At 36.7% G+C, this 13884-nt stretch carries 17 protein-coding genes; all 17 read right to left on the reverse strand.

The annotated features are described in order from the left end of the window. Positions 1 to 29 precede the first annotated feature (29 nt). The 17 genes from AZF08_RS03080 to mtaB all read right to left on the reverse strand — a co-directional run bounded on the left by AZF08_RS03080 (position 30) and on the right by mtaB (position 13879). On the reverse strand, positions 30 to 488 hold the full coding sequence (locus tag AZF08_RS03080; protein WP_033672579.1) for a YaiI/YqxD family protein: 459 nt from the start codon (positions 486 to 488) through the stop codon (positions 30 to 32). A 373-nt stretch (positions 489 to 861) separates the two neighbouring features. Then, positions 862 to 1674, reverse strand: coding sequence for a pyruvate, water dikinase regulatory protein (locus AZF08_RS03085; RefSeq protein ID WP_033672580.1), 813 nt, complete (start codon positions 1672 to 1674; stop codon positions 862 to 864). 29 nt (positions 1675 to 1703) lie between these two features. Further along, positions 1704 to 2336, reverse strand: a complete 633-nt coding sequence (locus AZF08_RS03090; RefSeq protein ID WP_200875201.1) for a helix-turn-helix transcriptional regulator — start codon at positions 2334 to 2336, stop codon at positions 1704 to 1706. A gap of 107 nt (positions 2337 to 2443) precedes the next feature. Then, entirely contained in the window at positions 2444 to 3190 is a 747-nt protein-coding gene (gene recO / locus AZF08_RS03095) for a DNA repair protein RecO (RefSeq protein WP_033672582.1), read from the reverse strand. A 33-nt stretch (positions 3191 to 3223) separates the two neighbouring features. Next, on the reverse strand, positions 3224 to 3367 hold the full coding sequence (locus AZF08_RS03100) for a YqzL family protein (RefSeq protein ID WP_016116362.1): 144 nt from the start codon (positions 3365 to 3367) through the stop codon (positions 3224 to 3226). Positions 3368 to 3489: 122 nt separating this feature from the next. After that, entirely contained in the window at positions 3490 to 4395 is a 906-nt protein-coding gene (era, locus tag AZF08_RS03105) for a GTPase Era (protein ID WP_033672584.1), read from the reverse strand. Then, positions 4388 to 4786: a cytidine deaminase gene (locus AZF08_RS03110; protein WP_033672585.1), complete on the reverse strand. Its 399-nt coding sequence runs from the start codon at positions 4784 to 4786 to the stop codon at positions 4388 to 4390. Before AZF08_RS03110 ends, era begins: the two co-directional genes overlap by 8 nt. Before the next feature lie 103 nt (positions 4787 to 4889). After that, positions 4890 to 5243 carry a diacylglycerol kinase family protein gene (locus AZF08_RS03115; protein WP_033672586.1) on the reverse strand — a complete coding sequence of 118 codons (354 nt, stop codon included), beginning with the start codon at positions 5241 to 5243 and terminating at the stop codon, positions 4890 to 4892. After that, a complete protein-coding gene (gene ybeY, locus AZF08_RS03120; protein ID WP_033672587.1) occupies positions 5240 to 5710 on the reverse strand; it encodes an rRNA maturation RNase YbeY in 471 nt (156 codons plus the stop codon). Before ybeY ends, AZF08_RS03115 begins: the two co-directional genes overlap by 4 nt. Further along, on the reverse strand, positions 5707 to 7851 hold the full coding sequence (locus AZF08_RS03125; protein ID WP_033672588.1) for an HD family phosphohydrolase: 2145 nt from the start codon (positions 7849 to 7851) through the stop codon (positions 5707 to 5709). The genes ybeY and AZF08_RS03125 overlap by 4 nt, the downstream gene beginning before the upstream one ends. A 248-nt stretch (positions 7852 to 8099) precedes the next feature. Next, entirely contained in the window at positions 8100 to 9059 is a 960-nt protein-coding gene (locus tag AZF08_RS03130; RefSeq protein ID WP_033672589.1) for a PhoH family protein, read from the reverse strand. Between the two features lie 3 nt (positions 9060 to 9062). Further along, complete coding sequence (gene yqfD / locus AZF08_RS03135) at positions 9063 to 10262, reverse strand: sporulation protein YqfD (protein ID WP_033672590.1); 1200 nt, start codon at positions 10260 to 10262, stop codon at positions 9063 to 9065. A gap of 119 nt (positions 10263 to 10381) precedes the next feature. Next, positions 10382 to 10675: a sporulation protein YqfC gene (gene yqfC / locus AZF08_RS03140; protein WP_033672591.1), complete on the reverse strand. Its 294-nt coding sequence runs from the start codon at positions 10673 to 10675 to the stop codon at positions 10382 to 10384. A gap of 108 nt (positions 10676 to 10783) precedes the next feature. Beyond that, a complete protein-coding gene (locus AZF08_RS03145) occupies positions 10784 to 11227 on the reverse strand; it encodes a GatB/YqeY domain-containing protein (RefSeq protein ID WP_033672593.1) in 444 nt (147 codons plus the stop codon). Positions 11228 to 11242: 15 nt separating this feature from the next. Further along, positions 11243 to 11416, reverse strand: a complete 174-nt coding sequence (gene rpsU, locus AZF08_RS03150; RefSeq protein WP_000048061.1) for a 30S ribosomal protein S21 — start codon at positions 11414 to 11416, stop codon at positions 11243 to 11245. A 300-nt stretch (positions 11417 to 11716) separates the two neighbouring features. Then, positions 11717 to 12382, reverse strand: a complete 666-nt coding sequence (deoC, locus tag AZF08_RS03155) for a deoxyribose-phosphate aldolase (RefSeq protein WP_033672594.1) — start codon at positions 12380 to 12382, stop codon at positions 11717 to 11719. Positions 12383 to 12526: 144 nt separating this feature from the next. Further along, positions 12527 to 13879 (reverse strand): tRNA (N(6)-L-threonylcarbamoyladenosine(37)-C(2))-methylthiotransferase MtaB, encoded by a 1353-nt coding sequence (gene mtaB, locus AZF08_RS03160; protein WP_033672595.1) that lies wholly within the window; start codon positions 13877 to 13879, stop codon positions 12527 to 12529. Positions 13880 to 13884 lie beyond the last annotated feature (5 nt).

Raw genomic sequence — 13884 nt, forward strand, 5'->3', positions numbered from 1 at the left:
TCCGTGTCGTATTTTGTATTCGATACAAATTAATGGATTCCTTTATAATTCGACAATATTTTTTCTAAACTTGTAAAAAAACATTGTCGATCATGCTTTGAAAATGATTTTGGGCCTTTCGTATAGGTCCCTTGTCTGCGTAACTTCGCAGATACATATCTACTATATAAAATTGTATCCATTTGCTCATCTGTCACAAATGTACCTCTTGGAGATAATACATATACTCCTTTTTTAACAAGAAGACCAGCAAGTCCCATATCTTGTGTGATCACGAGATCTGTAGCTTTAGCGTTTTTATAAATATAAAAATCCACCTCATCTTGCTCAGAATCTACATAAATCCAATTCCCTTGCTGCTTTCTTGAACGATGGGCATAGGAAGCGACAAACAAAATTTCGACATGAAATTTTGTTCCAACTTGCACAATTTCATCCTTCACAGGACATGCATCTGCATCAACTAAAATTTTACTGATGTTTTGCATATTTCTGTATTCTACATCCCTTCTGTGAATCCTTCCATAATGTGCGTTTTCTTGTCCAGATTTTTGTCGATTTTACGTAAATGTTTATCTTTTTCCGTAAATCCTATCCCTAGTTTATTCTGAAAAATTAAAGTCTAAACGTAAAATATACGTTTTTATCACAATTTTTTATTATAATATATTTTCTTCAACTTCGCTACATATCCTCTAAAAAATTATTTTCATTGTTCACAGAGAGTAAAACTACGATATCAAAACGATAAAAAAACCAAAAAGACAGATAAGCTAGTTGGCCTTTTAGAATAAAGAACATACTAGGAAATCATTCCTTTGTTATGAGCGAAAAAAGGCACATTCACCTTTGGTAAATGTGCTAAAACATTTTTTGGTTTTGCACTGCATTCACAATAATATTCGCCGTTTCTTCAATCGCTTTATTTGATACATCAATGACTTGACAGTTGATTTTTCCCACTACTTTTTCAAAGTGATCAATTTCTTCTTTAATACGATTGATGTTAGCATAAGTTGCCCCGTCACTTAGACCAAGTGACTTTAATCGTTCTTTTCGAATATGATTCAATTTATCCGGTGTAATTTTTAATCCGAAGCATTTTTCCTTTGCAACTTGGTATAACTCTTCAGGCGGATCCACTTCAGGTACAAGCGGTACATTGGCAACCTTCAGTCGCTTATTATGAGCTAAATATTGCGAGAGTGGCGTTTTTGATGTACGCGATACTCCAATCAGCACGATATCAGCTTTCAAGATTCCACGTGCATCCCTACCATCATCATATTTAACGGCAAACTCAATTGCTTCAATCTTTTTGAAATATTCCTCGTCTAATCTTCGAACAACACCCGGTTCATACCTTGGCACTTGTCCTGTGATTTCTTCAATTTGATCAATAAGAGGCCCGATAATATCATATGCCTCTACTCCCTCTTTTGCTGCTTCCACTAACAAATACCGACGCATATCAGGTTTTACTAGTGTAAAGCAAATAAGAGCTCGATTACTTTTAGCAATTGAAATGACTTCTTTTAACGTCCCTGTATCTTCTACATATGGTACACGTCTAATATCAGGAGCGAACGGAAACTGCCCCATTGCAGCTCGAACAACTAAATCAGCCGTCTCTCCAACAGAATCAGATACGACATATACGATTTTATTATCCATTACATTACCTCACTTTAAACAAATTACACTTATTCATTATTTACTAAATTCACAAACGCACGCGTAATATTCGTTTTTGTAATCCTGCCAATAACCTCTAAGCCTTGTTTCGTATCTTTTACTACTGGCACAGCATCAATCTGTCTTTCTATTAATTCCATCGCAATATCATATAGAGAGTCTTCTCTACGACACATCGCAATATTCGGCATCCTTGTCATAATAATATTAACCGGAAGCGATGTTAAATCCTGCTTTCCTAAGCTCGCACGTAATAAATCCTTACGAGAAACGACCCCAACTAAAAGCGTAGTTTGATCTACAACAAATAAAGTACCAACATCCTCTAAAAACATGGTGCAAATCGCATCATATACAGAAACGTTCTTATCAATTACGACTGGTCTAGATTGATAATCTTGTACTTTAATTTTTTTAACAGCTTCTGATAATAGCTGTCCTCCAGTTTTTCCTGTATAAAAATAACCGACGCGCGGACGCGCTTCTAAATAACCAGCCATCGTTAAGATCGCTAAGTCCGGTCTTAGCGTCGCACGTGTTAAACCTAACTGTGCAGCGATTGACTCTCCTGTAATAGGACCGTGATCTTTTACAATCTGAATGATATGTTCTTGCCGTTTATTCAGTTCTATGATAATCACCACCTTCAATGCAAAACGAAAAAAGTTATACTATCTTTTAAATATTATATACTAAATATGCTTTTCAAAAAAGAAAGTATGTAAAAAGGACCTGGATATGGTCCTCGTTATATTTGAAATTTATCAAGTTGTTCAAGAAAACGCCTCGATTTTAAATAAATCCCACAATATTCATCATAATATGTATTTAATACTGTGCGCATTTGTCTCTTTGTTCCATCTTTCACAGACACATTACCAAGCCGAGTTAAATCAAAATGATAAAAAAGGCGTAATAATTTATGAACGGCCTCTCCCACCGGAATCCGGTACGGATCTTGCTCCGCATGACGTGAGCACAGAAAACCGCCTTCTCGAACAGAGAAGGCGACAAAGTCTGTTTCTTGGTGACAAATTGCACATGTATCAAAGTATGGATGCATCCCAAGTACTGGAAGCATTTTCGTTTGATAAATTAACGCCAACACCTCAGGATCAACACCCTCACACATATAATGCAACGTTTCATATAACATTCCAAACAAATACGGATTATGTTTTTTATCTTCAGTTGCTTTATCAGTAAGTTCAACAATAAATGATGCATAAGCGGTTAAAAATATATCTTCACGAATTTCTTTCATAGATGAAATCATTTCACCTTGTTGCAAAGTTCCGAGTCCAGACCCCATTTGAATTAGAAAGTGACCATGGGTCATAAGTTGCGAAATAGATGCTAACCTACTTTTTGGTTTTTTCGCTCCCCTTGCCATTGCACTCACTTTTCCAAGCTCACGAGAGAATATCGTAACAATTTTATTCGTTTCTCCGTAATCTGTTGTCCGGATGACAATCCCCTCAACTTTTTGAAACATGTTCGTCACCATCCAAGGTTTGAACAAAACGGGTCAAGAAATTGGAGAATCTAGATGCGCTAGCTCCTCTTCATGTTGATCCATCTCATCGGTTACGTCTTTTTCCATTTCCTTCAAAAGCAAATACGTTTCAATGCTTCCTGTCTTGGAGAAAAACTTCCAGGTAAAATCTAGCATAAAGAATCCACCTTTCTCAATAAGCGTAGCATATAAACCAATTTCTTTTGTTGTTATTAAAATGACCCATTTTGTCCATTTTCATGTGAGAAAAATTTTCCCTAATTTATACAACCCTTAAATCAATACTCATCTTCACGGAAACCAAGATCACGAAGCTGAGACATTTTATTACGCCAATCTTTTTGCACTTTTACCCACACTTCTAAAAACACCTTAGAACCGAGAAGCGCTTCAATATCAAAGCGAGCTCGCTTCCCAACTTCCTTCAGCATCTTACCTTGTTTCCCAATAATAATTCCTTTTTGCGATGGGCGTTCAACGATGATTGTCGCATTTACATAAACTGCTCCGCCCTCACGTTTTTGAATCGCATCGATAACGACTGCTACCGAGTGCGGTACTTCCTCACGTGTTAAATGAAGTACCTTTTCTCGAATAAGCTCCGCAATAATGAATCTTTCCGGATGATCCGTTACTTGGTTATCCGGATAGTATTGTGGTCCTTCTGGTAAATACTTCTTAATTGCCCCAATTAACGCTTCAACATTATTACCGTCCAATGCGGAAATAGGTACAATTTCTGCAAAATCATGTAACTTACGGTATTGATCAATTAATTCTAGCAATTGTTCTGGATGAACTTGGTCAATTTTATTGATTACTAAAAATACCGGCTGTTTTGTTTCTTGTAACTTTTCAATGATAAATTCCTCACCACGACCGAACCCTTCAGCTGCATTTACCATAAATAGCACAATATCAACTTCTTTTAATGTCGTTTGTGCCATTTTTACCATAAAATCGCCTAATTTATGCTTCGGCTTATGTATCCCTGGTGTATCAATAAAGATAACTTGGGAATCGTTTTCTGTATACACACCTTGAATTTTATTACGAGTTGTTTGTGGTTTATCACTCATAATCGCAATTTTTTGACCGATAATACGATTTAAAAATGTAGACTTCCCAACATTCGGTCTTCCGATAATAGAGACAAAACCTGATTTATAACCTTTTCTATTCATGTAAATCCTCCGCTAAAAATGCTCCTGGCAACAATTCTCCGACTGTTGTTTCCTCGGTGTCACCATGTAAATTTGATAAGTATACTTTCGTATCCTGTTTACATAATTCTATCATAACTTGACGGCACGCTCCACAAGGAGGTACAGGACGTTTCGTATCTGCTACTACTGCAATAGCTTTGAACCTTTTATCACCTTCAGAAATCGCTTTAAATAAAGCTGTTCTTTCTGCACAATTACATAATCCATATGATGCATTTTCTACATTACATCCACGGTATACCTTTCCATCTTCCGTTAATAATGCTGCACCTACTTGAAACTTAGAATATGGTACGTACGCCTGTTTACGCGCTTCGATTGCCTCTTGAATTAAATCTTTGCTGTTCATGCTCTCGCATCCTTTCCATTCACAATTGCGAAAAGATAAAGTGAAACTTTAATTAACGGCACTTTAAGCGCCTCCAAAGCATGATAAATGCTTTGGAATGCAACTATACCATATAAGGTAGAAAGATAATAGCACCAATTATGACCGCTATAACAGTAAATAATAACACCGCACCAGCAGCAACATCCTTGGCAATTTTCGCAAATGGTTGAAATTCTACCGTAACTAGATCAACTGTTTTTTCAATAGCTGTATTCACCATTTCTAAACTTATCACAATCCCAATGGTAAGGAATAGTATAAGCCACTCCATTGTTGTAACATGGAAATAAAGGCCGCAGCATATAACAATAACTGCGGCCAAAAAATGAATTTTCATATTTCGTTCATGACGAAGACAAAAGTATATACCAGCTATAGCATATCCAAAACTGTGTATAAGTTTTCCCTTTTTCATCTACCTAATCCAAACGCCTCTAAAATTTCCTTTTGCTTACCAAACATTTCTTTCTCATCTTCCTCCGTCATGTGGTCATAACCAAGTAAATGCAAGAACCCGTGCAACGCTAAAAATCCTAGTTCACGATCAAAAGAATGCCCATATTCTTCAGCTTGTTCCTTCGTTCTTGGGATAGAAATAATAAGATCCCCTAGCATACGCGGCATTTCTGCTCCAACGATCTCCATTTCTCCTTCTCCCATATCTTCCATCGCAAAAGAGATAACATCTGTCGGCTGATCTTTATCACGATACTCACGATTGATTTCTTGAATTCGTTCATTATTAACAAAAGTAACCGAAAGCTCCGTTCCATCTTCTACGCTTTCCATTTGCGCAGCTTGCTCTAGCAACTCTTGAATCATATTCATATATTCTTCTTGCACTTCTTCTGTTTCATCGAAAAAATCAATTAATAAACTCATTCTTTCCCCTTTTCCTCCGGTGCTTCCGGATATTTAATACGAGAGTGGAAAATACCATTTAATGTTTCACATAATGTTTTTCCAACAATTTGTAATTCTTTAAACGTCAAGTTACACTCACTAAATTGACCATCCTGCAAACGATCTTTAATAATACTTCGCACTAAATTATTAATTTGCTCTGGTGTTGGATGATTCATGGAGCGCACAGCCGCTTCTACACTATCTGCAATTCCGACAATCGCTGATTCTTTAGATGTCGCTTTTGTTCCTGGATAACGGAACATTTCTTCTGTATATTTCTCTTTGTCTTCTTTAATTGCTTTATAGTAAAAATATTTCAGTAATGTCGTACCATGGTGTTGTCCAGCAATATCAATAATCTCTTGCGGAATATGATGTTCTTCTAACATTTTTACTCCGTTTGTTACGTGAGCAATAATAATATCTCGACTCGTTTCAGGATCTAAACGGTCATGTGGATTTTCAATACCCATTTGATTTTCAATAAAGAAATGGGGTTGCAATGTTTTCCCAATATCATGATAATACGCCCCCACGCGTGCTAATACACCATTTGCTCCAACAGCCTCACACGCCGCTTCAGAAAGATTTGCAACCATAACACTATGATGATACGTTCCTGGCGCTTCTAATAAAATTTTACGAAGGAGCGGATGATTCGGACTTGAAAGCTCCATAAGCTTCATACTCGATACAATTCCAAGACCACTTTCTAAATACGGTAAAATCCCCATAGCCAAAACAGACGAGATAATACCCGAAGCAGCGGCCATTAATAATTGCGTACCTATTTCAAGAGGTGAGAAATTACCGTTACGCAGGAGTAACAGTGCAGCTAATACAACTACATTTAAAACAGAAACAAGTATACCTGCCTGCAAAATCATTGTGCGTCGATTTTTTTCTTTCAGAAAGATACTAACCGATAACGAGCTTAGTAAAACATAAATACCAACACTATAATTGAGCGTACTCGTTACCCCTTCATTAAACAGGATACTCCCACATACAGAGAAAATCATGCTTGTCAGAAAAACAAATCGCTCACCAATCATTAATTTTACCAATATTGTTCCCATCGCAACAGGAACAACATACGCGATACCCGCATAGTCCAACTTTTGAAATAAACTAATGATTTTCATCAAAACAACTGTAATAGCTAAAATTGTTGTATAAGCCAAAATATATGGTTTTTCTTCTCTTTTTAATTTCAAAAACAATTCAAATTGTTTATGCATAAAGAATAACAGTACACTAATAACAATTGCCAAACCTACAAATGGTTGGAATGCATTACTTTGTTCAAGAAGTCCAACTAACTTCAATTGCTCGTATACCTCTCTAGTGATCGTATCGCCTTCTTTTACAAGAATTTGACCTTGTAATATGTAAACAGGTGCAATTGCGTCTTCTGCCAATCTTTTTCGATCTTTTGTAGACGTTGGATCATAGAAATAGTTTGCTGTAATTGCGTATTTCCCAAGCACATTAAGCGCTTCTTTTAAATCGCTATTCACATTAATGTTTTTTATTTCATTTACAAAGCGATCTCTCGCATCGTTTTCTTCATTCATTTTAATATGTTCGCTCATTATATTATTAATAGCTGTTACTACTGGGTCTTTTGCTCCTGCTAGTTGATCTGGTTCAGCATTTATAAATTGTAACAATACAGCGTCAGACAAACTTTTTGTTAAATCAGTAGGCAATTTCTTTTTTAACTTTTCCAATCGATCCGCTGGAGACACCTTTTTCTGTTCATCAGGACCAGCAGCTTTTATCTGGTCATCCACTTCTTTTATCGCATCAAAAACCGAATTTACAATATCAACTTTATTTTGCTTATAATCACTTCGATATGTATATTGATCCTCAATCTTTTGAGCAGCTTCTCTCTTCTTTTTATCCGTTGTTACTTTGTCTTCAATTTTGATAGGAGAGTGGATTGTTTGCTTAGAAATAGAGAGCATTTTAACATCTAGTTGCTCTGGTTTCACATTGTTCATCAGCGCAAAGAACAACACAGCTCCTAATAAAATGTAAGAAATCCAGCTTAGTTTTTTCGAATGTTGCATATTACGAAACCACTTAGAAACTTCTTGAGACTTTGACATGATTGAAATACCTTCTCCTCTCCAGACATAAAGTGAAATTTGGGTTAACAGGGATACTTTCCCCTCCCCAATTGGACCTTGTCAGTTACAATTTCTACCTAATTCTTTCGGCCTCTACATCTCACTGTCTGTTCATGCTTCTTAAATTTACTTGTCTATTCTTTAATGATAGTAAAAAACAAATGATTCGCCAACCCCGTCTTTTCTTATCCCTATCACATAAAAAGAAATGACCCTGACAAATAGGATCATTCCATTTTATCATATGCCTCAATAATCCGCTGTACGAGCGGATGCCTTACAACATCTGATTGTTCTAATTTAACAAACGAAAGGCCCGATACACCAGATAGAACGTTCACTGCAATTGAAAGCCCCGACTTAACACCCTTTGGCAAATCAACCTGCGATGGATCGCCAGTAACGACCATTTTCGAACTAAAACCTAAGCGAGTTAAAAACATTTTTATTTGTGCACCAGTCGTATTTTGCGCTTCATCTAAAATGACGAACGCATCATCAAGCGTACGTCCTCTCATATAAGCAAGAGGTGCAATTTCGATCGTCCCTCTTTCCATCATACGTTGTGTATATTCTTGTCCAAGAATATCGTGAAGCGCATCATACAAAGGACGTAAATAAGGATCTACTTTTTCTTTTAAATCACCTGGTAAAAAACCTAAGCTTTCTCCTGCCTCTACAGCTGGTCTTGTTAAAATAATTTTTTTCACATATCCTTGTTTTAAGGCTCGCACAGCCATTACTACGGCTAAATACGTCTTCCCTGTACCAGCAGGACCTATTCCAAATACAACATCATTCTTCTTCATCGCATGAATGTACTGCCTTTGCCCCATCGTCTTCACACGAATTGATTTACCTTTTGCTGTTTTAAAGATTTCCTCTTCATATAACTCCTCAAAATGAGCAATTTTTCCTTGGCGCCCAAGTTGAATTGCATATGCAACATCTCGTTCAGAGATTGATACACCTTTACGAATAACAGCAAGTAATTGCTGTAATATTTTCTCAACAAGTATCACCGCTTCATCTGTTCCTGATACACGAACAGATTCACCCCGGGTTACAATAGATACAGCCAGTTCTCGTTCAATTACTTTTAAATGAGCATCATTTACTCCAAATAGAGCAATTGCTTCGTTATGATTTTCTACTTGCTGGTTCATTTCTACTAATTGTTCTGCCATTACTCAGTCTCCTTGAATATCGGATTCAGATATCGGTTGTGGCTCTGCAATATTTTCAATCACTGTATAATGTAAAATTACTCTTAGCTGATCTGCCTCAACCTCTTTACGCAAAATCTTATCACTTACAATCATAGCATGTTCATCCAATTTTTTCTTTAGTTCTTTTTCCGCCATGTCTTTTGCAACATTCATTGCCTGCTTTTCCGTATACTCACGGTTCGCTTCTTCCTCTTCACGTACGATCTCTTTTTCGTAAGAAACAGGTAATGTAAAGCCAAATAATTTCACATCGTGCTTTACATGTTCAGTACGTGATCGTTTATACTTATCATGCTGAAATCCCCATATTTTTATTTTAATACTTCCAAACCTGATATACTGTTCATTATATGAATTTCCTGTATACACTTGAAATGTTGTCTTCAAAGGAACTGCCACTTCCGATTTATACCACGTTTCCCCATATACAATCCCTTTTGCGGAAACAACCGTTGGATTTTCCTCGTTTCCAAATACCCCCGATACAAGAAGTTGTCCTTTTTCCACATAATCATTTTTCATAACAACCGGTTTCCCTGTTTCTACAAACGTCTTTGTAATAATTGCCTCTTTTTTTGCAATTAAATTTTGTGGTTTTTGTTCTTTTTCCTTCTTCGGTTCATTCTTTTCAACAATTTTAAAACGATACGTCGTCCCCTTTATTTCTAGACCTGCCCACGTAATGGCATTAATATTGTCCGTCAAGTGACGTTGAACATCTTCTACATTCGGCATCTGAAATTGTAATCTACCTTTTTTAATACCCATTTTGTCCAATTCTTTCATCAGTATATATTCTGTTTCTGGTTTCGCACCTGTAATTTCAATTTTCCAAACCATATTTGACAGCGCAATCATACCGAAAAAAAAGATAAGAAAACCGACTAAAAAACCACTATTCTTAAGAATACGTTTATTCCAAAACGGAAAACCGTAGCGACCGATAAAATATAATTTACATTCGTTTTTTCGATAGATTGGTTTCAACCGCTTCACATCACGAAGTAACATACAAAAGACCAATGTGTCCTCCGTAATTTTCTTCACATCCCATACAAGTAAATTTCTACGGACACACTCATTTATAAAACGCTCCACTCCTCTGCCTTCAATTCGAACCTTTACATAACCAAGCCACTTTGTAAACCATTGATTTTTCATCGTTCGCCTCCACTACCTTTCTCAAAAGCATCGATGTTTACGATTCATCAGCTTCTACATTCCGCACAGCTCGTACGTAATGAAACAAGAAGAAAAACTTCACTTATGGAAGTTTCGCTTTACCCTTCTTTTTTATCGTTCTCTAAAAATGTCACTTGTTCAATTATCCCCTCAAGCAACAGCTCTTCAGGAAGAATTGTTTTAATGACAAACGATTTCCCTTTAATTAACAATTGGCCTTGTTTAAGTAGTAATCGTACTTCTTTATCACTAAACACTAATAACCCTTGATGATTTTCTATGTAAATATGCACTTGCCCAACAAGAGTAATCCGAGGCAGATCCATTAGTACATCCACTGGTAGGTCTATTTGCTTCGTTAGCCAATTTTTCATTTGTACTAATTTCTTCATCTCCAAGACCCCCCTCTCATCCCATATGTATGAAAAAAGAGCTTGTAATATCACGTCCAAACAGAAAAAAAGCATAAAAAAACGTCTCATTTCTCATGAGACGTTTTTTTATGCTAATAGCTGGGCAACCAGCTTATTCACTAGTGAGCCTTCTGCTTTACCTTTTACTTTCGGCATAACAGCAGTCATCACTTTACCCATATCCGCTTTAGAAACAGCACCAACTTCAGAAATAACTTGCTTAATTACGTTCGCTAGCTCTTCCTCCGTTAATTGCTCTGGCAAATACGTGTATAAAATCTGAATTTCACTTTGCAGTTTATCAACAAGGTCATCACGACCCGCTTTTTTAAATTCAAGGAGGGAGTCCTTATGCTGTTTTACTTCACGAGTTAAAACTGTTAATTCCTCTTCTTCTGTAAGAGTTCGTTGCAGCTTAATACCTTCATTTTGTAAAGCAGCCTTAACCATACGAATAACGGTTAATTTTTCTTTTTGTTTACTCTTCATCGCTTGTTTCATATCATCGTTTAAACGACCGAGAAGACTCATAACTTACACCCTCTCTTAGAACTTACGCTTTCTTGCCGCTTCAGATTTCTTCTTACGTTTTACACTTGGTTTTTCATAAAACTCGCGCTTTCTTGCTTCAGCAAGTGTACCAGTTTTAGAAACCGATCTTTTAAAACGGCGAAGTGCATCCTCCAAAGACTCGTTTTTACGAACGACTGTTTTTGACATTCTCTTTCCCTCCCTCCGAAACATCACACTTACATACTAACTTCAGCATGCAAAAAGAAACACTTCTTCAGCATGTCTTTTACGATTATAATACATTTTATCACTTCAGGTCAACTATTTGACAGAATAAAAGAAGAGCAGAGGCTCTTCCTTTTTTTCAAACCCTATTAAAATCGCGGATTACAACTGATAATTTTTACCTTTTAAGCACATTGTTTTATCTAATTCTAGTTGTTTTCGCTTTTAAATTATCCAACTACAGTGCCCTCCAATTCTGAACGAGCGGCTTCCACTTTTATATTAATAATCAGTTGTTGCTGTTTTCCCGCTCACTAGCGCAACGCCAGCACTTGTACCAATGCGCGTCGCTCCCGCTTCTACCATCGCATCCATATCTTGTCCGTTACGTACACCACCAGAAGCTTTCACACCAATTTTTGGTCCAACTGTTTTTCTCATTAATGTTACATCCTCCACTGTTGCTCCACCTGTCGAGAAGCCAGTTGATGTTTTCACAAAATCTACACCTGCTTTTACAGATAGTTCACAAGCACGAACTTTTTCTTCTTCTGTTAATAGGCATGTTTCAATAATAATTTTGACAAGTGCTTTTCCTTTCGCAGCTTCTACAACTGCACGAACGTCACGCTCTACTAACTCATCATTTTTATCTTTTAATGCACCAATGTTAATTACCATATCAACTTCTGTTGCACCTTTTGCAATTGCATCTTTTGTTTCAAATGCTTTTGTCTCTGGTGTATTCGCTCCGAGCGGGAAACCAATTACTGTACAAACTTTTACATCCGTACCTTTTAATAATTCAGCCGCCGTTTCAATCCAAGTAGGGTTTACACATACAGACGCGAAATCATGTTTCTTTGCCTCTTCACATAATGTAACAATTGCTGTTTTTTTTGTATCTGGTTTTAATAGTGTGTGGTCAATTAATTTTGCATAGTTCATTTTTCATATGCCCCTTCCTTCACTAAGCGGTTGTCTGACAACCATAACGGTTAGCATTATAGCATGAAATATTACAACTTCATATCTTAACTTCTCCACCAAAGAAAAAAGCATGCAAACCCTTTTCGTTTACATGCTTTCTCCTTACGCACTCGCTGATTCTTTTTTCACTTCTTCTTCAAGAACACGAACAAATTGCGCTTCGTTATATGGATAACCAGCTTTTGTAATTTTCACTTTTACAAGCTTACCAATTAATTCTTCCGATCCTTCAAAGACAACTTTTAAATAATTGTCTGTGTAACCTACATATAAATCTTCACGTTCACCATCTTTAAAAGGCTCTTCAGGGATAATCTCAAGAACTTCACCTTCAAATTGAGAAGCGTATTCTTTCGCTAATTGATTTGATAATTCGATCAAACGATGAACACGATCATTTTTTACATCTTCAGGAATTTGATCTTCCATGCGTGCCGCAGGTGTTCCTGTACGTTTTGAATAAGGGAAAACGTGCAATTCAGAGAAACGATTCTCTTTAATGAAATTATATGTTTCCATAAATTCTTCTTCTGTCTCACCTGGGAAACCAACGATTACGTCTGAAGTAATTGCAAGTCCTGGTAACGCCTCTTTCAAACGATCTAAGCGCTCTTGGAAAAATTCCATCGTATATTTACGTCGCATACGTTTTAATACAGTGTTAGATCCAGATTGCAGAGGAATGTGCAAGTGACGCACAACTACTTCTGATTTATCTAATACTTCAATTACTTCGTCTGAAATTTGACTCGCTTCAATTGAAGAAATACGAAGACGCTTCAAACCATTTACCTGCGCTTCCATATCACGAAGCAATCCAGCTAAATTGTAAGTCTTCATATCTTCTCCGTATCCACCTGTATGGATACCAGTTAAAACAATTTCTTTATATCCTGCATCCACTAATTGTTGTGCTTGGTGAATAACTTCTTTCCCGTCACGGGAACGCATTAAACCACGTGCCCAAGGAATGATACAGAACGTACAGAAGTTATTACAACCTTCTTGTATTTTTAAAGATGCTCGTGTACGGTCCGTGAAGTACGGTACATCTAACTCTTCATACACACGTGTTTTCATAATGTTACGGACAGCATTGATTGGCTGACGTTCTTTACGGAATTCTTCAATATACCCTAACATTTTCTCACGATCTTGCGTACCAACAACGATATCCACACCTGGAATCGCCATAATTTCTGCTGGAGACGTTTGTGCGTAACATCCTGTTACACAAATAACAGCGTCTGGATTTTGACGTACAGCACGCCTAATAACTTGACGGCTTTTTTTATCTCCAGTATTTGTTACTGTACATGTATTAATGACATACACATCAGCTTTCTTTTCATATTCAGTTCTATCATAACCACCTTGTTTAAACAATTGCCAAATCGCTTCTGTTTCATAGTGGTTTACTTTACAACCTAACGTGTGGAACGCAACAGTTGTCATTGATC

This window comes from Bacillus gaemokensis (assembly GCF_001590835.1).
GTDB lineage: Bacteria > Bacillota > Bacilli > Bacillales > Bacillaceae_G > Bacillus_A > Bacillus_A gaemokensis.